Annotated in this window: 17 protein-coding genes; 9 read left to right on the plus strand and 8 right to left on the minus strand. The window is 73.4% G+C overall.

Features of this window, described 5'->3' with window-relative positions:
- Window positions 1-94 precede the first annotated feature (94 nt).
- Window positions 95-2,215, minus strand: a complete 2,121-nt coding sequence (gene gyrB / locus ACYQBY_RS14305; RefSeq protein WP_459644538.1) for a DNA topoisomerase (ATP-hydrolyzing) subunit B — start codon at window positions 2,213-2,215, stop codon at window positions 95-97.
- 530 nt (window positions 2,216-2,745) lie between these two features.
- On the opposite strand from gyrB, the gene ACYQBY_RS14310 reads away from it, so the two are divergent.
- Window positions 2,746-3,240: a hypothetical protein gene (locus tag ACYQBY_RS14310; protein ID WP_459644539.1), complete on the plus strand. Its 495-nt coding sequence runs from the start codon at window positions 2,746-2,748 to the stop codon at window positions 3,238-3,240.
- A gap of 21 nt (window positions 3,241-3,261) precedes the next feature.
- Here the strand turns inward: ACYQBY_RS14310 and ACYQBY_RS14315 are convergent, their stop codons facing one another.
- The 5 genes from ACYQBY_RS14315 to dnaA form a co-directional block, all read right to left on the minus strand.
- Window positions 3,262-3,906 (minus strand): DciA family protein, encoded by a 645-nt coding sequence (locus ACYQBY_RS14315; protein WP_459644540.1) that lies wholly within the window; start codon window positions 3,904-3,906, stop codon window positions 3,262-3,264.
- Window positions 3,899-5,086 carry a DNA replication/repair protein RecF gene (gene recF / locus ACYQBY_RS14320; protein ID WP_459644541.1) on the minus strand — a complete coding sequence of 396 codons (1,188 nt, stop codon included), beginning with the start codon at window positions 5,084-5,086 and terminating at the stop codon, window positions 3,899-3,901. The genes ACYQBY_RS14315 and recF overlap by 8 nt, the downstream gene beginning before the upstream one ends.
- A gap of 17 nt (window positions 5,087-5,103) precedes the next feature.
- Window positions 5,104-6,015, minus strand: a complete 912-nt coding sequence (gene gnd / locus ACYQBY_RS14325; protein WP_459644542.1) for a phosphogluconate dehydrogenase (NAD(+)-dependent, decarboxylating) — start codon at window positions 6,013-6,015, stop codon at window positions 5,104-5,106.
- 74 nt (window positions 6,016-6,089) lie between these two features.
- The gene (dnaN, locus tag ACYQBY_RS14330) at window positions 6,090-7,217 is read right to left on the minus strand and encodes a DNA polymerase III subunit beta (protein ID WP_459644543.1); all 1,128 of its coding nucleotides are present in this window, start codon (window positions 7,215-7,217) and stop codon (window positions 6,090-6,092) included.
- Between the two features lie 624 nt (window positions 7,218-7,841).
- Window positions 7,842-9,407: a chromosomal replication initiator protein DnaA gene (gene dnaA / locus ACYQBY_RS14335; protein ID WP_459644544.1), complete on the minus strand. Its 1,566-nt coding sequence runs from the start codon at window positions 9,405-9,407 to the stop codon at window positions 7,842-7,844.
- A 399-nt stretch (window positions 9,408-9,806) separates the two neighbouring features.
- On the opposite strand from dnaA, the gene rpmH reads away from it, so the two are divergent.
- The 8 genes from rpmH to ACYQBY_RS14375 all read left to right on the plus strand — a co-directional run bounded on the left by rpmH (window position 9,807) and on the right by ACYQBY_RS14375 (window position 16,890).
- Window positions 9,807-9,944, plus strand: coding sequence for a 50S ribosomal protein L34 (rpmH, locus tag ACYQBY_RS14340; protein ID WP_104433422.1), 138 nt, complete (start codon window positions 9,807-9,809; stop codon window positions 9,942-9,944).
- A 19-nt stretch (window positions 9,945-9,963) separates the two neighbouring features.
- Complete coding sequence (gene rnpA / locus ACYQBY_RS14345; RefSeq protein ID WP_459644545.1) at window positions 9,964-10,332, plus strand: ribonuclease P protein component; 369 nt, start codon at window positions 9,964-9,966, stop codon at window positions 10,330-10,332.
- A 1-nt stretch (window position 10,333) separates the two neighbouring features.
- Window positions 10,334-10,600, plus strand: coding sequence for a membrane protein insertion efficiency factor YidD (gene yidD, locus ACYQBY_RS14350; RefSeq protein ID WP_459644603.1), 267 nt, complete (start codon window positions 10,334-10,336; stop codon window positions 10,598-10,600).
- A gap of 120 nt (window positions 10,601-10,720) precedes the next feature.
- Window positions 10,721-11,746 carry a membrane protein insertase YidC gene (gene yidC / locus ACYQBY_RS14355; RefSeq protein ID WP_459644546.1) on the plus strand — a complete coding sequence of 342 codons (1,026 nt, stop codon included), beginning with the start codon at window positions 10,721-10,723 and terminating at the stop codon, window positions 11,744-11,746.
- A gap of 112 nt (window positions 11,747-11,858) precedes the next feature.
- Entirely contained in the window at window positions 11,859-12,458 is a 600-nt protein-coding gene (locus tag ACYQBY_RS14360; RefSeq protein WP_459644547.1) for a Jag family protein, read from the plus strand.
- A 52-nt stretch (window positions 12,459-12,510) separates the two neighbouring features.
- The gene (rsmG, locus tag ACYQBY_RS14365; protein ID WP_459644548.1) at window positions 12,511-13,356 is read left to right on the plus strand and encodes a 16S rRNA (guanine(527)-N(7))-methyltransferase RsmG; all 846 of its coding nucleotides are present in this window, start codon (window positions 12,511-12,513) and stop codon (window positions 13,354-13,356) included.
- A gap of 868 nt (window positions 13,357-14,224) precedes the next feature.
- Complete coding sequence (locus ACYQBY_RS14370) at window positions 14,225-15,415, plus strand: ParA family protein (RefSeq protein ID WP_459644549.1); 1,191 nt, start codon at window positions 14,225-14,227, stop codon at window positions 15,413-15,415.
- Window positions 15,412-16,890, plus strand: a complete 1,479-nt coding sequence (locus tag ACYQBY_RS14375; RefSeq protein ID WP_459644550.1) for a ParB/RepB/Spo0J family partition protein — start codon at window positions 15,412-15,414, stop codon at window positions 16,888-16,890. Before ACYQBY_RS14370 ends, ACYQBY_RS14375 begins: the two co-directional genes overlap by 4 nt.
- 98 nt (window positions 16,891-16,988) lie before the next feature.
- On the opposite strand, the gene ACYQBY_RS14380 is transcribed toward ACYQBY_RS14375, so the two are convergent.
- Complete coding sequence (locus ACYQBY_RS14380) at window positions 16,989-17,963, minus strand: D-alanine--D-alanine ligase family protein (RefSeq protein WP_459644551.1); 975 nt, start codon at window positions 17,961-17,963, stop codon at window positions 16,989-16,991.
- Entirely contained in the window at window positions 17,960-19,354 is a 1,395-nt protein-coding gene (locus tag ACYQBY_RS14385; RefSeq protein ID WP_459644552.1) for an aminotransferase-like domain-containing protein, read from the minus strand. Before ACYQBY_RS14385 ends, ACYQBY_RS14380 begins: the two co-directional genes overlap by 4 nt.
- Window positions 19,355-19,413 lie beyond the last annotated feature (59 nt).

Consider the following 19,413-nt stretch of genomic DNA (forward strand, 5'->3'; position numbering starts at 1 on the left):
CTCGACGCGGTCGCCGGGGGGCTGTTCGGTGGTCTCGCTCACGGGGAAGGTCTCCTGCGGCCGGTGCGGTGGGGCGGGGGGAGGGGGCGTGCGCTCAGACGTCGAGGAAGCGGACGTCGCGGGCGTTGCGCTGGATGAAGGACCGGCGCGACTCCACGTCCTCCCCCATGAGCACCGAGAAGATCTCGTCGGCGGCGGCGGCGTCCTCCAGGGTCACCTGCAGCAGGGTGCGGTGCTCGCGGTCCATGGTGGTCTCCGCCAGCTCGTCCCAGTTCATCTCGCCGAGACCCTTGTAGCGCTGGACGCTGTTCTCCTTGGGCAGCCGCTTGCCGGCCTCCTGCCCCGCCCTGATGAGGGCGTCGCGCTCGCGGTCGGAGTAGGCGAACTCGTGGGGGGCGTTGTTCTGCCACTTGATCCGGTACAGCGGGGGCTGGGCCAGGTAGACGTGGCCGGCCTCCACGAGCGGCTTCATGTAGCGGAACAGCAGCGTCAGCAGCAGCGTGCGGATGTGCTGGCCGTCGACGTCGGCGTCCGCCATGATCACGATCTTGTGGTAGCGGAGCTTGTCGAGGTTGAGCTCCTCGCCGATGCCGGTGCCGAACGCCGTGATGAGCGCCTGCACCTCCTGGTTGCCCAGCGCACGGTCCAGCCGGGCCTTCTCGACGTTCAGGATCTTCCCGCGGATCGGCAGGATCGCCTGGGTGCGCGGGTCGCGCCCGCGCACTGCCGAGCCGCCCGCGGAGTCGCCCTCGACGATGAAGACCTCGCACTCGGCGGGGTCGTTGGACTGGCAGTCCTTGAGCTTGCCGGGCAGGGAGTTGCGCTCCATCAGCCCCTTGCGGCTGGCCTCGCGCGCCTTGCGGGCCGCGGTGCGCGCGACGGAGGCCGCCACGGCCTTGCGGGCGATGGACTTGGCCTCGGCGGGGTTGCTCGCGAACCAGTGCCCGAGGTGCTCGGCGACCTGCTGCTGCACGAACGTGCGCGCGACCGTGTTGCCGAGCTTGGTCTTCGTCTGCCCCTCGAACTGCGGCTCGGACAGCTTCACCGAGACGATCGCGGTCAGGCCCTCGCGGATGTCGGAGCCCTCCAGGGTCTCCTTCTCCTTGAGCAGCTTCTGCTCGCGGGCGTAGCCGACGACGAGGTTGGTCAGCGCCGTGCGGAAACCCGCCTCGTGGGTGCCGCCCTCGGAGGTGTTGATGGCGTTGGCGAAGGTGAACACCGACTCCGAGTAGGCGGTCGTCCACTGCAGCGCGACCTCCACGGCGATGCGCCGCTCGGTGTCCTCGCTCTCGAAGGACACCACCGTCTCGTGCAGCGGGTCGTTCTTCTTCTGCGCGTTGATGTGGCGCACGTAGTCGACGAGACCGCCGTCGTAGCGGTAGGTGACCTCCCGCGGCGCCGTCTCGGTGTCCTCCGCGTCGTCCTCGGTCTCCGGGGTGCGCTCGTCGACCAGCTGGATGGTCAGGCCCTTGTTGAGGAAGGCCATCTGCTGGAAGCGGGTGCGCAGCGTCTCGAAGTCGAAGTGCGTGGTCTCGAACGTCTCGGCACTGGGCCAGAACGTGACGGTGGTGCCGGTCTCGGTGGTCTCCTCGCCCTTGGCGAGCGGCGCCTGCGGCACGCCGTGGACGTAGGTCTGCCGCCACACGAACCCCTGGCGGCGCACCTCCACGTCGAGGCGCCGGGACAGGGCGTTGACGACGGAGACGCCGACGCCGTGCAGGCCGCCGGAGACGGCGTACCCGCTGCCCCCGAACTTGCCGCCGGCGTGCAGGACGGTGAGCACGACCTCCACGGCCGGGCGCTTCTCCACCGGGTGCAGGTCCACGGGGATGCCGCGGCCGTTGTCGATGACGCGCACCGCACCGTCGGGCAGCAGGGCCACGCGGATCGTGTCGCAGTGACCGGCCATCGCCTCGTCGACGGAGTTGTCGACGACCTCGTAGACGAGGTGGTGCAGGCCGCGCTCCCCGGTGGAGCCGATGTACATGCCGGGGCGCTTGCGGACCGCGTCGAGGCCCTCCAGCACGGTGATCGCGCTGGCGCCGTAGTCGCCCTCCGGGATCTTCGAGCCGTTCGCGGGGAGCGCGTCGGCCAGCGAGGGCAGGGTGCCGTCGCCGGCCTCCGGTGCCGTCGGGCGCTCGTGCGGATCGGCGGCTGCCGCCCCGTCGCTCCCCTGCTGGGGGTTGTCGGCCGGGCTGGCGTCGTCGCTGGGCACGGGTCTGTGCTCTCCCTCCGGAGGACGGCGACCACACGTGTTCCACACCCGCGCCGCTGGGCACCGGATGGCGGCCGCACCCCGGTGGGAGCGCGACCAGGCGGTCACCTGGAGATTGCAGTCTACCCCGCCGGAGCCGCGCACTCCGGAACGCCGAGCCGCCCTGAGCGGCCCTGAGCGGCCCTAGGAGCCTCCGGCACCCCCGACGCGAGGGTCCCCACGCTCCCGCCCCACCGGGCCGTCCAGCCGCGCTCCGGCGTCGCACCCCTGCGCGACCGGGGAACACCACCACCCCCGGCGGCGAGCGCGGCACCGGGCGCGGACGGACCGCGCGGGGCCCGGCGGGTGGCCGCCGCGCGGGAACCGGCGGCACACCCACCGGACGCGACCGTCGGCCGAACGGTCCCACAACACTCCAGAGCACTCCGGAGCGCTGCTGGACCGTTCTACGGGCTCCCGCGTCGCTGTGGTCTCCTCCCTCGTGGTGCCCTCTAGGGTGGGCCCGCCGCTCAGCACATCCGAGGAGACGCATGACCACCCGCGAAGACGACCTCGTGCAGGTCCTCGTCCCCCGCCGCCACCTCACCGCGGTCTACGCCTTCATCGCCGAACGCGAGGGAGCCCTCGACGTCGCCGTACCGGCCCCCGTGCCCGCACCGGCCGACGACGACGCCGTGGTGGTGGACGCCGTGCCCTGGACGGTGGAGGACCTGCGCCGCTTCGCCCGGACCCCGAGCGCCATGAACGTCACCCTGTGCAAGGTCCTCGACGTGCTGGCGGAGGACCCGGGCCAGTACTTCGCCACCAGCGACCTCGAGGAGCTCACCGGGATCCCGCGGTCCAACCTGCGCGGTGCGTTCTCCGCGCTCACCCGCCACGTGCGCGCCCACTACAGCGGCCGCGGCTGGATGCTCTCGCGCACCTGGGGGCCCCTGCTCGACCCGGAGAACCCGCTGGAGGCGTGCTACCGCCTGGACGACGAGCAGGCCGCCCGGTGGCGGCAGGCGCGCGGCAGCCTGCGCTGAGGCCGCACGGCGCGGGCAGCGTCAGCCGTAGGTGTCGCGCGGGCCACGGCTGCCGGGGGCGCTGCGGCTGCCCTTGCGCCAGCTCGGGCTCTGCGGCCCCTTCACCAGCACCTGCGTCACGACACCGCTGCCCAGCTCCTCGTCGAGCCGGCGCAGCACCGTGGGCACCAGCAACCGCACCTGCGTCGCCCACGCCGTCGACTCCGCCCGCACCACCAGCTTTCCCTCGTCGAACGCCTCCGGGCGGCAGTGCTGCGCCACCTCCGCGCCCACCACGGTGTCCCAGCGGCCGAACACGCCCCCCACCGACACCGGCTCGCGCCAGCCCCGCTCCCCCACCAGCCGCTCCAGCACCGGGCCGACGAGCTGCGGGTCCCGCGCGTCCGGCCACGCACCGGAGCGGGCGGCGGCCGAACGCCGGCGCTGCCGCTCCGCCGCCCGGTCCACCCCCGTGCGGGGCGCCTCGAACCCGCCGCCGCGGGTGCGCGCAGCCGGGCTGTGACCGCGGGCCGCGGCCGCCGAGCGCGCCCGGCCCAGCGCACCGCGCACCGCGTCCGCCGAGCCCTCCTCCACCGAGGGCTCCGCCGCGCTCCCGGGTGCCGGCAGCCGCGGGCCCGGTTCCTCCTCCGGGGTGGCGCTCCCGGGCGCGGTGGCGTCCTCAGGCACGGGCGGCGCTCCCGGACGCCACCTCGACGCGGGAGGTGCCCGCCGCCCGCAGCGCCTCCGGCACGTCCTCCGGCACGGCCGCCGTCACCAGGACCTGCTCGGCGCCGGCCACCACGTCCGCGAGGCGCTCCCGGCGGCCGGTGTCCAGCTCCGCGAACACGTCGTCGAGGATCAGCACCGGCGCACCGCCCGGCTCGTGCTCGGCGTCGGCCAGCAGCAGCCGGTAGCTCGCCAGCCGCAGCCCCAGCGCCACCGACCACGACTCGCCGTGGCTGGCGTAGCCCTTGGCGGGCATGCCGCCCAGGTCGAGCTGCAGGTCGTCGCGGTGCGGGCCGACGAGGGTGACACCGCGGTCCAGCTCCGCGCGGCGCTGCTCCTGCGCCTCGGCCAGCAGCGCCTCCTGCACCTCCGGGACCGCCGGCACGTCACCGTAGGCGTCCGTCGCGGCCGAACCCTCCAGCGCCTTGAGGTTCGAGCGGTACCACAGGCCCAGGTCGCCCTGCCCCCGGCTGAGCACCTGGTACGCCTCCGCGGCGGGGCGGCGCAGCTGCCGCAGCAGCGCCAGTCGCGCCACGAGCAGCTCCGCACCGGTGCCGGCGAGCTGCTCGTCCCACACATCGAGGGTGCGCAGGTCACCCCTGCCCGAGCGCACCGCCGCACCGGCCGTCTTCAGCAGCGCCGTGCGCTGGCGCACCACCCGGTCGTAGTCGCCCCGAACGCCCGCCAGCCGCGGCCAGCGCGCCACAAGGAGGTCGTCCAGGTAGCGGCGCCGGCCGTCCGGGTCCCCCTTGACCAGGGCGAGGTCCTCGGGGGCGAACAGCACCGTGCGCAGCGCCCCCAGGACGTCCCGCGGCCGCCGCACCGGGGAGCGGTTGACCCGTGCCCGGTTGGCCCGCCCGGGGGTGATCTCCAGCTCGACGAGGGTGTGCCGCTCACCGCCGGAGGGGTCCCGCCGCACCACGTCGGCGCGTACCACCGCACGGGCGGCCCCCTGGCGCACCAGGGGGGCGTCCGTGCTGACGCGGTGGCTCGACAGCGACGCCACGTACCCGATGGCCTCGACGAGGTTCGTCTTCCCCTGCCCGTTGTGCCCGAGCAGCGTCGTCACCCCCGGCGACAGGGGCAGCTCCAGCTGCGGGTACGAGCGGAAGTCGGCGAGGGAGAGGTGCGCGACGTGCACTCAGGGACCCGGCGGGGTCAGCTGACCGAGCCGGAACCGGAGGTCGGCCCCGCCGAGGCGACGGCGTGCCCGCCGAACTGGTTGCGCAGCGCGGCGACGGCCTTGATGGAGGGGGAGTCCTCCTGCCGCGACGCGAAGCGGGCGAACAGGGCGGCGGCCAGCACCGGCATCGGCACGGCGTTCTCGATGGCCTGCTCCAGCGTCCAGCGGCCCTCGCCGGAGTCCGAGGCGTAGCCGCGCAGCTTCGCCAGCTTCGGGTCCTCCTCCAGGGCCCGCACCAGCAGGTCCAGCAGCCAGGAGCGCACCACGGTGCCGCGGGTCCACGCCTTGAAGACGGCGGGCACGTCGTCGATGATCCCCTTGGCCTCGAGCAGCTCGTAGCCCTCGGCGTAGGCGTGCATCAGGCCGTACTCGATGCCGTTGTGGACCATCTTCGCGTAGTGGCCCGCACCGACCCCGCCGGCGTGCGCGAAGCCCTCCTCGCGGGGGCCGTCCGGGCGCAGCGCGTCGAAGACCGGCAGCGCCAGGTCCACGGCCGCCTTCTCCCCGCCGACCATCAGGCCGTAGCCGTTGTCCCGGCCCCACACGCCGCCGGAGACGCCGCAGTCCAGGTAGCGGGTACCGCGCTCGGCGAGCAGCGCGGCGTTCGTCTCGTCGTCCGTCCACTTGGAGTTGCCGCCCTCGATGACGAGGTCGCCCTCCCCGAGCAGCGGCGCGAGCGACGCGACGGTGTCGCGGGTGATCTGCCCCGAGGGGACCATCACCCACACCACCTTCGGGCCCGGCAGCGCGGCGACGAGGTCCGCCAGGGAGGCCACGTCCGTCACGTCGGGGTTCGGGTCGTAGCCCGTGACCTCGATCCCCTTCTCGCGCAGCCGGGCGCGCATGTTGCCGCCCATCTTGCCGAGACCCACCAGTCCGATGTGCATCTGGATGCATCCTCCCTGGCCCGGCAGTGCCGGGGTCGTGTCCCGCGGTCGGGCGACCGGCGGGGCCGGCGTCCTCAGGCGGCGAGGCGGACCGGCATGAGCAGGTAGCGGTAGCTCTCGTCGTCCTCGCCCTCCTGCTCCCGCTGGCCGGTGAGGACCGCGGGGCGGGTGGGCTGGGTGAAGGACAGCCGGGCGTAGGTCGTCGACAGCGCACCCAGCCCGTCGAGCAGGAACTGCGGGTTGAAGGCGATGGAGATGGACTCGCCGGTCAGCGTGGCGTCCATCGACTCCGACGCCTGCGCGTCGTCGCCCTGACCGGCCTCGAGGGTCAGCACGCCGTCCTCGAAACGCAGCCGCACGGGGGTGTTGCGCTCGGCCACCAGCGCCACGCGCTTGACGGCCTCGATCAGGGGGGCGCGCTCGACGGCGGCGTGGGTGGGCGACTCGGCCGGGAAGAGCGCCCGGACCTTGGGGTACTCCCCGTCCACCAGGAGCGAGGTGGCGTGCCGGCCGGCGGCCTCGAAGCCGATCAGTTCCGTGGTGCCCTGGCCCAGGGCCATGGTGATGCTCCCGGCGGCCCCCATCGAGCGCGCCACCTCCGAGAGGGTGCGTGCCTGCACCAGGGCCACCGCCTGCACGTCCGCGTCGCCCGGCTGCCAGCGCAGCTCGCGCATGGCCAGGCGGTAGCGGTCGGTCGCCATGAGGGTCAGCCGGTCGCCCTCGATCTCCATGCGCACGCCCGTGAGGATGGGCAGGGTCATGTCGCGGCTGGCCGCGATGGTGACCTGCCCGACGGCCTCGGTGAACGTGTCCCCGGTCAGGGTGCCGGCGGCCTCGGGCATCGCCGGCAGGGCCGGGTACTCCTCCACCGGCATCGTCAGCAGGTTGAAGCGGCTCGCCCCGCAGCTCAGCGTGACCTTCGTGCCCTCCGTGGCCAGCTCCACGGGGCGGGGCGGCAGGCTGCGGCAGATGTCGGCCAGCAGCCGGCCGGAGACCAGCGCGCGCCCGGGCTCGTCGACCCGGGCGGGGACCTCCACGCGGGCGGAGACCTCGTAGTCGAAGCTCGAGAGCGTCAGGGTGCCCTGCGCGTCCGCCTCGAGGAGGACCCCGGCGAGCACGGGCACCGGCGGCCGCGCCGGCAGAGCGCGGGCAGCCCAGGCCACGGCCTCCGCGAGCACGTCCCGCTCGACCTGGAGCTTCACGGGCCACCGCCTTCCTCCGCGCCGGAACCGACCCGGCTTACCCGTTCCTGGAGCCTCCCGTGCGCTCGGCGAGGACGGGCTGTCCACCACGGGCGTCCACAGTCCTCCACCGGAGCGGGGAGCGACTCACGACAGTACGCGAGTCGGGTGACAGCGGTGAACCGGGGACCCGTCCCGGAGCTCTTCCCGTTCTCCCCAGGTCCGGCCGCCCTCCTCCCGTCCACTTCTCCACGGGTTCATGTGGGCTGACGGAACATCCATAGGGGGGATCCATCATCGTCATAGCCCTTGTGGAGGCTGTGGACGGAGAGGTGTTCGTGCAGGTCAGAGGCTTGCAGGAGGTAGCGCGGCCTGTGGAGCGCCTGCGGAGCGCGGACCGCCGGTGTCCACAGGCCCGTGGACGGGGAAATCGCTGTGCACAACCGTCCACCGCGAGCCCTGTGCGTGTGCACCGCCCGTCCACCGGGCTGTCCACGGTTCTGGACGAGGTTGTCCACAACCTTGTCCCCAGTCTGTGGAGAGAAGTGCACAGGGCGGTCCCCAGGATCTGTGGACGAGACGACGACGGCCTCCCCCGGGAAATCCCGGGGGAGGCCGCTGGGTGGATTCGTCGCAGGGCGCCCGTCAGGCGCCGGCCTGCTTCTTGATGCGGTTCGTCAGCTCGGTCACCTGGTTGTAGGTGCTGCGCCGCTCCGCCATCTGCTGCTTGATCTTCCGCTCGGCGTGCATGACGGTCGTGTGGTCCCGCCCGCCGAACTGCTGCCCGATCTTCGGCAGCGACAGCTCCGTCAGCTCCCGGCACAGGTACATCGCGATCTGCCGGGCCGTCACCAGCGTCCGGGAGCGGGACGTGCCGCACAGGTCCTCCAGCGTCACGCTGAAGTACGAGGCCGTCTGCCCCATGATCGTCGACGCGGTGATCTCCGGGGTCGAGTCGTTGGGGATGAGGTCCCGCAGCACGATCTCCGCGAGCTGCGTGTCCACGGCCTGCCTGTTCAGGCTCGCGAAGGCCGTCACCCGGATCAGCGCGCCCTCCAGCTCGCGGATGTTGCTGGAGATCTTCGACGCGATGTACTCCAGCACCTCGTCCGGTGCCTCCAGGCGCTCGCCGATCGCCTTCTTGCGCAGGATCGCGATCCGCGTCTCCAGGTCCGGCGGCTGCACGTCCGTGATGAGGCCCCACTCGAAGCGGCTGCGCATCCGCTCCTCGAAGCCCGACAGCTGCTTCGGCGGCAGGTCGGAGGTGATCACGACCTGCTTGCTGCTGTTGTGCAGGGTGTTGAAGGTGTGGAAGAACTCCTCCTGCGTCTGCACCTTGTTCGAGAGGAACTGGATGTCGTCGATCAGCAGGACGTCGACGTCGCGGTAGCGCCGCTGGAAGGCCTGCGCCTTGTCGTCGCGGATCGAGTTGATGAAGTCGTTGGTGAACTCCTCCGAGTTCACGTAGCGCACCTGCACCCCCGGGTAGAGGTTCTGCGCGTAGTGCCCGATGGCGTGCAGCAGGTGCGTCTTGCCCAGCCCGGACTCGCCGTAGATGAAGAGCGGGTTGTACGCCTTCGCCGGGGCCTCCGCCACCGCCACCGCCGCGGCGTGCGCGAAGCGGTTGCTGGCGCCGATGACGAACGTCTCGAAGATGTACTTCGGGTTCAGCCTGGCCGTCTCGCTCTTGGCGCCGGCCCTGGAGGCGCTGCCGCGGTTCGCCGGGCGCCCCGCCTGCCGGCCCGTGCCCGGGCCCCGGTCCACCTGGAAGCCGGTGAAGAGCAGGTCCGGGTCGGAGTCGTCCAGCGGCAGGCCGTCGCGCGAGGACCGCTGCGCGGGCGGCTCGTCGTCCTCGTGCTCCTCCCGCTCCTCGCGCTCCTCGCGCCACGACCGCTCCGCGGCCCGGGCCCGCTCCGGCGGGGCGGCAGCGGTGTCGCGGTCGTCGCCCAGGGAGCTGTCCACCGTGACGGCGATGCGCACCGGGTGGCCCAGCGCCTCGCTCAGCGCCCCGGCCAGCGGCTCGCGCATCTTCTGCTCGATGAACTCCTTGGTCAGGTCGTTCGGCACCGCGAGCAGCGCGATGCCGTCGAGCAGGCCCAGGGGCTTGGTCAGGCGGACGAAGGCGCGCTGCTGGTGCGTGGCCCCCGAGCTCTCGAGCTGCGCCACGGCCCGCTTCCAGGCGTGGGAGAAGGTGTCGCCCTCGGCATCCACTGAAGCCACTCCTGTCGTGCTGCGCTGTGGGGAGGGCGGTGTCCACACCCCTGTCCACATGATGTGCAGAACGCAGGGGTGCGGCGATGGGCGCCCCCTCGGTCCGCCACTGGAACGGGCGTGGGCGCCAGCAGTCGAGCCGGACGGTAACAACCCCGACCCGAGCCGTTCAAGTACGCCTCACCGGGGGGTGGGCCGGCCGTGTCGCACGCGTGATCGGCCCAGGGGTCGCCGCACGGGTGCCGACCGCCGGCGTGCTTTGACCCGGGCACCCCCGGCCCGTACTCTGGCGACGATTGTGTTCTGTGCTGTCTCGGAGTTCTGTGCCGGTCGTTCGTGCCGGTGAGGTCGCGGCGGCCAGCACCGTAGCCCCCGTACCGATCGATCTGGAGACCTGACGTGAGCAAGCGGACCTTCCAGCCGAACAACCGCCGTCGGGCCAAGACCCACGGCTTCCGGCTGCGGATGCGCACGCGCGCCGGCCGCGCGATCCTCTCGGCCCGCCGCGCCAAGGGCCGGGCCGAGCTCTCGGCCTGACGCTCCCCCGCCACGCGCCGTGCTCCCCGTAGCGCGCCGCCTGCACCGCCGGGACGACTTCACCGTCGCCCTGCGAGGCGGGCGACGCGCAGGGGCACGGCGCGTCGTGCTGCACGCGGCCGACTCCGGTGGGGACGCGCCGGCACGGGTGGGTTTCGTCGTCTCCAAGGCCGTGGGCAACTCGGTCGTGCGGCACCGCGTGCAGCGGCAGCTGCGCCACCTCTGTGCCGAACGGCTCGAGATCCTGCCCGCCGGCACCCTCCTCGTGGTGCGGGCCCTGCCCGCCGCCGCGGGCAGCACCTCCCGCGAGCTGGGCGCCGACCTCGACAAGGGGCTGCGGCGGCTCGGGCTGCCCACCGGCCACGGGGGGGCGAGCCCCCGTGGCTGAGGTGCAGCGCCCGGCGTGGCACCCGGCCCGCTGGCCGAGCCTGCTCCTGGTGCTCCTCGTGCGGGTCTACCAGCTCCTCATCTCACCGCTCTTCGGCCCCACGTGCCGCTTCTACCCCTCCTGTTCCGCGTACGCGGTGGAGGCGCTGCGCACCCGCGGCGCCCTCGTCGGCACCTGGCTGGCCGTGCGGCGGCTCCTGCGGTGCCACCCGTGGAACCCTGGAGGGGTGGACCCCGTTCCGCCGAGGGGCTCGCCCTCGCACAGCTGAGCGGGCACCGGCCGCACCGGCCGCTGCCTCGTTCCCCGCACGTCGCCCACCTCCCGGTCCCGGGATCGGCGCGATCGGCCGGAGCCGCCGGCACCGAGCGAACTGGAGGACTCGCCCCGGATGATCGACTTCTTCTTCACCCTGCTCAGACCGATCCAGCACGTCGTCGCCTGGATCATGGTGAGGTTCCACGAGCTGTTCATCACCCTCGGCATGGACCCCGCGGGCGGCCCTGCCTGGGCGCTGTCCATCGTCGGGCTGGTCATCGTCATCCGGATCCTGCTGATCCCGCTCTTCGTCAAGCAGATCAAGGCGATGCGCGGGATGCAGCTCATCCAGCCGGAGATGCGCAAGATCCAGCAGAAGTACAAGGGGAAGACGGACACCGCCAGCCGGCAGGCCATGCAGCAGGAGATGATGGCGCTGTACCGGGAGTCGGGCACCAACCCGATGGCCTCGTGCATGCCGATCCTGCTGCAGTCGCCGATCTTCTTCGCGCTGTTCTACACGCTCAACGGCATCAAGGACGGCAACGGGATCGGTGCGCTGACCGACCCCCTCGCGGAGCAGGCGCGCGACGCGACGCTGTTCGGTGCGCCGCTGTCGGCGACGTTCTGGGCGAACCGTGACGACGTGTCCACGGTGCTCCTCACGATCACCATGATCGTGCTGATGTCGCTGTCGCAGTTCATCACCCAGAAGCAGCTCATGGCGAAGAACACCTCCAGCGCCATGGACGAGAACAACCCCTTCGCCCAGCAGCAGAAGATGATGCTGTACCTGCTGCCCGTCGTCTTCGCCCTCTCGGGCGTGCACTTCCCCATCGGCGTGCTGCTCTACTGGCTCACCACGAACTTCTGGTCGATGGGGCAGCAGTTCTACGTCATCCGCCGCATGCCGAGCCCTGGCTCGCTGGCGGAGAAGGAGCTGATGGAGCGCAAGGCGCGCAAGGCGGCCCGTCGTGGGACGCCGCTGGACCTGGGCAAGGCTCCCGAGGCGGGCCCGGCCGGCGGAGGGGCGAACGGTGGCAGCAAGGCGGTGCCGCCGCCGCGCACGAGCGGTCAGCGGCAGCAGCCCAAGCGCAACGAGCGCAACCGCCGGCCCCGGCCCGGCACCCCTCCGGCCAGCGGCGGGCCCGCTCGCTGACCGGACCACGAACACCGCGGGGCGTCCCACCTGGGGGGCGCCCCGCACGACGTGGCGCCGGTGTCAGCCGGCGTCGGTGAGGGTTCCCACGGGAACCCGTGAGGAGGAGCGCATGGACGAGAGCACCGCGAAGACGGTCGACGCCGCGGCTGACGAGACCGTGACCGACGAGACCACGACCGAGGGGGCCGGCGGCTCCGCGCCCGGCACCGCGCGCCGCCCCGCGGGCGTCACCAGGCTCGAGGAGGAGGGGGACATCGCCGCCGACTACCTCGAGGAGCTGCTCGACATCGCCGACCTGGACGGCGACATCGACATCGACATCGAGAACGGCCGCGCGTCCTTGGCGGTCGTGGCCGAGGGCAACTCGCACCAGAAGCTCCAGCGGCTCGTCGGGGACGACGGCGAGGTGCTCGACGCGCTGCAGGAGCTGACGCGCCTGGCGGTGCAGGCACAGACGGGTGACCGCACCCGCCTGCTGCTCGACGTCGCGGGGTACCGGGCGGGCCGGCGCACGACGCTCACCGCGCTGGCGACCGAGGCGGTCGAGCGGGTGCGGGCCGGAGGCGTGGACGCCCGGCTCGAACCGATGCCCGCCTTCGAGCGCAAGGTCGTCCACGACGCGGTCGCCGCAGCCGGGCTGGAGAGCGAGTCGGAGGGTGAGGAGCCCAACCGCTATGTCGTCATCCTCGCGCCGGGCGCGAAGGACTGACACCGCGGTGAGTCGGGGCCGGGTGGTCCGGAGTCGTCGGTAGGCTCCGGGGGTGCTCGACCAGAACTCTCCCGAGAACCCTTCCGAGACGGGGGGCGACGCTGTTTCACGTGAAACAGCGGCGCCCCCCGTCGGCGTTCCAGCAGTCGCGGCGGACATCTTCGGCTCGGCAACAGCCCAGGCCACGCACTATGCGGCGATCCTGGCCGACGCCGGCGTCGAGCGGGGCCTCATCGGCCCGCGCGAGGTGCCTCGCCTCTGGGACCGCCACCTGCTGAACTGCGCAGGGCTTCGACACGCCATCGCCGATGGTGCGACCGTGCTCGACATCGGCTCGGGCGCCGGCCTTCCCGGGATCCCGCTCTGCCTCGCCCGGCCGGATCTGAGCATCACGCTCGTCGAACCGCTCGAGCGTCGCTACCACTTCCTGCGGGAGGTTGTCGCGGCGCTCGACCTGGCCGGGCGGTGTCATGTCGTGCGGGCCCGGGCGGAGGAGATCCGCGGTGAGTTCTCCGCGGATGCCGTGACGGCCAGGGCCGTCGCCCCGCTCGAGAAGCTCGCCGCCTGGGCCTTGCCGCTCACCCGGCCCGGCGGGGCGGTGCTGGCCATCAAGGGCAGGTCGGCGGCTGATGAGGTCGACGAGGCCTGGCCGGCATTGCGCCGGTGGGGAGTGCCGGAGATGCCTCAGGTGCTCACCTGCGACACCGGCGTCGAGGAGGCGCCGCTCACCATCGTGAGCATCGCCAGGGGAACCGGACCGCTGCGGAGGCCTGGCCCCGGTCGGCGCGGTGCCACAGCCGGCGCACCGGCCAAGAAGAAGCAGCAGGGCACAGGACGACGTGCGGCGCCGTCGGCAGCACGTGGGGGAAAGGGCGGTGGAGCAGGTCGTGAGCGCTGAAGCATGGACCGGACAGGGCCCCGGACAGCCAGGACCGGTGGGGTGGATCGGCGCCCCGGAGGCATCGCAGCCGAGTCCCGAGCCGGTGGGGTGGCAGGGCGTCGTTTCACGTGAAACCGATGGTCCGAGCGACGACGCGCCGCAGGTGGACGCTGAGGCAGTGACGATGAACGCGCGTTGGGCAGGTGGTGACGGACCCGAGTCGGCTGATGTCGGAGCTTCCGGGAGCGGAGGCGTCGATGACGCCACCGGCAACCGGCAGGCGCCGGCCAGCATCGGCCTGGATGCCGTTTCACGTGAAACCAGCCCGCTGGAAGAATTCCCACCGGCGCTCGGGGCCACCCCTGCCTCCTCCGTGCCGTCTGGTCGGTCTGAGGACACTGCAGGGGGCGGTGGAGCCGCCTCCAGCCCGGATGCCGCCGATCACGTGGTTCCACGTGAAACGGATCGGGGCCACGCCGGGCCGGTCATCACGGCATCCACAGCCTCGGTCGCCACTCAAGCCGTGGGAGGTGGAGGCGGTGCCGCCATCCCGGCCGACCGCTCGAGCGATCGACTTCTCGTTGGCGAGGGCTTGCCCCGGCATGATGCTGCGGGGGGCCTGCTCCCACGTACGTCGGAGGAGCTGCAGCACGACGAGACGCCCTCGTCGGTGACGGGCGGGGCCGCGCTAGCTGACGACCACGGGGTGCCCTCCACGGTCGATGAGATCGCCGAGGTCGTTTCACGTGAAACCTCAGCCTCCGAGGATGCGGCGCCATCGGGCGGAGCCCCGGGCGCCGGGCAGGTGCTCGCGGTAGCGACCGCGCCGGAGACCGGGGTTGTCAGCTCCGTCGGTGACGCCACCCCGGGCATTGGGACCTCAGACATGGCCGCGCCGGCCACCACGCTCTTCGAGGTCAGCCCTGGCAGCGACACCGCCGACCTGCCCGTGCTGCTCGACGAGCCGAGTGCCTCGGACATCGAGGCCGCCGAACAGGCCAGCGCGCTCGCCTCGGTGCTCAGCACGGCCCAACTGCCCGGCCAGGCGCCGGCCGCCCCCGAGGAGCCGTTCGTGCCCCCTGCGCCGCCGGAGCAGCGCCGCCGCCCTGCGGTGACACCGAACCCGGCCTTCCCCAAGCCGGACGAGACCCGCATCCTCACGATCGCCAACCAGAAGGGCGGCGTCGGCAAGACGACGAGCGCGGTCAACATGGCTGCGGCCCTCGCCGCGGCCGGCCTGAAGGTGCTCGTCCTGGACGTCGATCCGCAGGGCAACGCCTCCACGGCGCTCGGGATCGAGCACCACGAGGAGGTCCCCGGCGTCTACGAGGTCCTCGTCGAGGGCAGGCCGCTCGTGGAGGTCGTCCAGCGCTGCGAGGAGCCGGGTGACCTGTGGTGTGCCCCCGCGACCATCGACCTGGCCGGCGCGGAGATCGAGCTGGTCTCCATGGTGGCCCGCGAGTCCCGGCTGCAGCGCGCACTCGCCGCCTACCTGCGCCAGGTCGAGCGCTCGGGTGAGGGGCGCATCGACTACGTCCTCATCGACTGCCCGCCCAGCCTCGGTCTGCTGACCATCAACGCCTTCGTCGCGGCACCCGAGGTGCTCATCCCCATCCAGTGCGAGTACTACGCGCTCGAAGGGCTGACCCAGCTGCTCAGCAACATCGATCTCATCCGGCAGCACCTCAACCCGGACCTGCACGTCTCGACGATCCTGCTCACGATGTACGACGGCCGCACCCGCCTCGCCGCCCAGGTGGTGGACGAGGTGCGCAGCCACTTCGGGGAGCAGGTCCTGCAGACGCTCGTGCCGCGCTCGGTCCGCATCTCCGAGGCGCCCAGCCACGGCAAGTCGGTCATCGCGTACGACCCCACGTCGAGCGGTGCCCTGGCGTACCTGGAGGCGGCGCGCGAGCTCGCCGCCCGGGGCGCCCGACCGGAGGAAGGACCCGGAGGGGCGGGGAGCTCCCCGGCGCACGCCGAGGTGGGCGGTAGAACGGCACCGGACCCGTGGTCGCGGTGGAGCGACGGGACTGCGGGTCGCCGCGGTACGGGCCGAGGGGAAGGAACAGAGTGAGCGAGAAGCGTCGTGGGCTGGGCAGGGGACTGGGCGCCCTGATCCCGAGCGGGCCCGTCACCCCCCGGTCGACGCCGGACCGGGCTCCCCAGGCGCGCCCCGTCGACGTCTTCTTCGACCAGCGGCTCGACGTCCCGGACGCGGAGCAGGAGACGCGCGCCCCCGAGGGCGCCGGACGCTCCGTCTTCATGGCCCGCACCGGCGCCGGCACCGGACGGAGGGTCCCCGTCCCGGCGTTCCCCGCGGACGAGCGTGACGAGCAGCAGACGCTCGACGTCGCGCCCGACGACGAGGCGGGCGCCACACCGGGCGCTGTGGACGAGGGTGCGGACGACAGCGGTCCCGGCGCCGCACCGGCGCCCTCCGCGGAAGCCCGGGCCGAGGCGTCGACGCAGGTCACCGCCCACGCCGGCACCCCGCACCCGGAGCCGGTGAGCGAGCCTCCCGCGGAGCCCGTGGTCACCCCGGAGACCGGGGAGTCGCAGGACACCGCACCGGACCACCGCACCGGCGGCCTCCCCGGCACCGGGGAGCGCGCCGTCGTGGATGCCGGCGACATCCGGCCGCTCCCGCCGGAGCAGCCCGTCGTGGACGTCCCCGGCGAGGACGGGAACGGTCTCGTGCCCGTTCCCGGTGCGCGCTTCCTCGAGATCCCCGTCACCTCGATCGTCCCCAACACCCGCCAGCCCCGCACGGTCTTCGACGAGGACGAGCTCGCCGAGCTCGTCCACTCCGTGCAGACCGTGGGCGTCCTGCAGCCCGTCGTCGTGCGACCGCTGCCCGGCGTGGACGCCGCCTCGGCCGAGGGCCCGGCGTACGAGCTGGTCATGGGCGAGCGGCGCTGGCGCGCCGCGACCGAGGCGGGGCTGGGCGTCGTGCCCGCCATCGTCCGGGACACCACCGACGACGACCTCCTGCGCGACGCGCTGCTGGAGAACCTCCACCGCAGCCAGCTCAACCCGCTGGAGGAGGCCGCGGCGTACGCGCAGCTCCTGGAGGATTTCGGCTGCACCCACGAGGAGCTCGCCGAGCGCATCGGCCGCTCGAGGCCGCAGATCAGCAACACCCTGCGGCTGCTGCGCCTGCCCCCGCTGGTGCAGCGGCGGCTCGCGGCGGGGGTGCTCTCCGCCGGGCACGCCAGGGCGCTGCTCGCCCTGGAGGACGGTGCGGCGATGGAGCGGCTCGCGCAGCGCGTCGTCGCGGAAGGCCTGTCCGTCCGCGCGGTCGAGGAGATCATCACGCTGGGGGGTGGCGTGGGGCCCGCCCGCGGCCGCCGCGCGGCGAGCCCGCCGCCGGCCGACCTGGAGGCCCGGGCCGCCGGCCTCGCCGACCGGCTCGACACCCGCGTCAAGATCAGCATGGGCCGGAGCAAGGGGAGGCTCACGGTGGACTTCGCGGGCCTCGACGACCTCGACCGCATCCTGGCGCTGCTGCAGGGCGGCCGGGGCGCCGGGCAGGGCGCCGACCAGGGCTGACGGGCAGGGCCGGGGGCACGCGCACCCGGCGCGGCCGCGGACCACGACGGAGGGGGTGCCACCCGCGCGGGTGGCACGCCCTCCGTCGTGCAGGTCCGTCAGCCGGTCGTCACAGCAGTCACACGCGTCACGGACGTCTCCAGCGCCACGTCCACGACCCGGCGGTACAACCCCTCCAGGTCCAGCCCCGCCGCGACCGCCGCCTGCGGCAGCAGGGACGTCTCCGTCATCCCCGGCGCCACGTTCGCCTCCAGGAACCACGGCACGCCCCGCGCGTCCACGATGAAGTCGATGCGCGACAGGTGCCGCAGCCCCAGCGCCTCGTGCGCACGCTCCGCCGCCGCGGCCAGCGCCTCCGACGCCGCCGCGTCCAGCCGCGCCGGGGCGAAGAACTCCACCGCCCCCGCGGTGTAGCGGGCCGTGTAGTCGTAGTCCCCGCCGTCGGCCACGATCTCCACCGCCGGCAGCGCCCGCGGCCGCCCGTCCAGGTCCAGCACGGCCACCGCCACCTCGGTGCCGGCCACGTGGCGCTGCACCACCGCCGTGTCGCCGTACGCGAAGCACTCCACCACCGCGCGCGGCAGGTCCCCGGCGGAGCGCACCACGCTCACCCCCAGCGCCGAGCCACCCCGGGACGGCTTCACCACCACCGGCAGGCCGAACCGCTCCAGCGCCGCGCTCAGTACCACCGGCGCCCCCAGGTCCCGGAACAGCGCGTGCGGAAGCGAGATCTCGTCGGGCACCGACAGCCCCGCGTGCTCCACCGTGGCCGAGGCCACCGGCTTGTCCCACGCCGTGCGGCACGCCGCCGGGCGCGTCCCGACGTACGGCAGCCCCAGCAGCTCCAGGACGTCCCGGATGGAACCGTCCTCGCCCACCGCCCCGTGCAGCACCGGCCACACGATGTCGGGGGCCTCCGCGCGCAGGGAGCCGATGAGCTGGGCGTCCACGTCCAGCAGCACCACCTCGCAGCCCGCCTCCCGCAGGGCGTCCTGCACCCTGCGCCCGGAGCGGCGGGAGACGTCCCGCTCGTGGCTGATGCCGCCCGCCAGGACGGCGACGCGCGGGCTCACGCCAGGTCCGGGGCAGGAGCGTCGCTGCTGCCGTGGTGGGCGTGCGGATGACCGGAGAGCGGGGTACCGAACATGGCCTGAGTCTCCACCTCCGCCCGCACGACCCCCGCGAGGCGTCGCACCCCCTCCTGGATCCGCTCCGCCGTCGGGAAGCAGTAGGACAGCCGCAGGTGCTGGCGGCCCTGGTCGTCGGCGTAGAAGGCCGTGCCCGGCACGTACGCCACCCGCGCCGTCACCGCCCGCGGCAGCATCGCGGAGGCGTCCAGCCCCGGCGGCAGCGTCACCCACACGTAGAAACCGCCCGCGGGCACCGTCCACGTCGCCTCCGGCAGGTGCGTCGCCAGCGCCTGCAGGGTCGCGTCGCGCCGCTCCCGGTACAGCTCCCGGAAGACCTTCACCTGGCCCTTCCAGTCGTAGGTGCTCAGGTACTCCGCGATCGCCAGCTGCCCGAACGACGTCGGGCACAGCACGGAGGCCTCCGCGGCCATCACGAGCTTCTCCCGCACCGCGTGCGGCGCCACCGCCCACCCCACCCGGAAGCCCGGAGCGAACGTCTTGGAGAACGAGCCGAGGTGGATCACCCCGTCGGCGTCCAGCGAGCGCATCGCCGGCAGCGGGTCCCCGTCGAAGCCCAGCAGCGCGTACGGGTCGTCCTCCAGGACGAGCACCCCGTGGCGCCGGGCCACCTCCAGCACCCGCGGACGCCGCTCCAGGGACAGCGTCACCCCGGCGGGGTTGTGGTGGTTGGGCACCGTGTAGAGCAGCTTGGGCCGCCGCCCCGCCGCGGCCAGCGCCGTCAGCGCCTCGTCGAGCGCGTCGGGCCGCAGGCCGTCCGCGTCGAGCGGCACGTGCACCACCTCCGCCTGGTACTGGCGGAACACGTTCAGCGCGCCCACGTAGCTCGGGGCCTCCGCGACGACCACGTCCCCCGGGTCGAGGAACACCCGCGCCACCAGGTCCAGCGCCTGCTGCGAACCCGTCGTCACCACCACGTCGTCCGGGTGGGCGTGGATCTGCTGCTCCCGCATGACCTGCACGATCTGCTCCCGCAGCACCTCCTCGCCCTGCCCGGAGCCGTACTGCAGCGCCACCGCACCCCGCTCGGCCACGAGACGCTGCGTGATGCCGGCGATGACGTCCAGGGGCAGGGCCGGCAGGTACGGCATGCCGCCCGCCAGGGACACCACCTCCGGGCGGTTCGCGACGGCGAACAGGGCGCGGATCTCCGAGGCCGTCATCGTGCGGGTCCGCTCCGCGTAGGACGCCAGCCACGGGTCGAGCCGGGTGCCGACCGGCGCGCCCGGGGACGACGCGGCGGCAGCGGCCCGGGCCCCGGCGGCGGCAGCGGCCTCGGCTGCGCTCGGGATCGCGGGTGTGTGCTGCTGGCTCATCGGTCCTCCAGGTGCTCGCCGAACGGCTGGGACGGGGCAGGAGGCCTCCTGTGGCGTTC

It is taken from the genome of Kineococcus anabasis, assembly GCF_054590795.1.

What these genes read in the sequence shown, in the direction of transcription:
- ACYQBY_RS14310 (WP_459644539.1), top strand. Translation starts at nt 2,746, where the DNA reads ATGACCACCCGCGAAGACGACCTCGTGCAGGTCCTCGTCCCCCGCCGC.
- gnd (WP_459644542.1), bottom strand. Translation starts at nt 6,015, where the DNA reads ATGCACATCGGACTGGTGGGTCTCGGCAAGATGGGCGGCAACATGCGC.
- yidC (WP_459644546.1), top strand. Translation starts at nt 10,721, where the DNA reads ATGATCGACTTCTTCTTCACCCTGCTCAGACCGATCCAGCACGTCGTC.
- ACYQBY_RS14360 (WP_459644547.1), top strand. Translation starts at nt 11,859, where the DNA reads ATGGACGAGAGCACCGCGAAGACGGTCGACGCCGCGGCTGACGAGACC.
- ACYQBY_RS14370 (WP_459644549.1), top strand. Translation starts at nt 14,225, where the DNA reads ATGGCCGCGCCGGCCACCACGCTCTTCGAGGTCAGCCCTGGCAGCGAC.
- ACYQBY_RS14385 (WP_459644552.1), bottom strand. Translation starts at nt 19,354, where the DNA reads ATGAGCCAGCAGCACACACCCGCGATCCCGAGCGCAGCCGAGGCCGCT.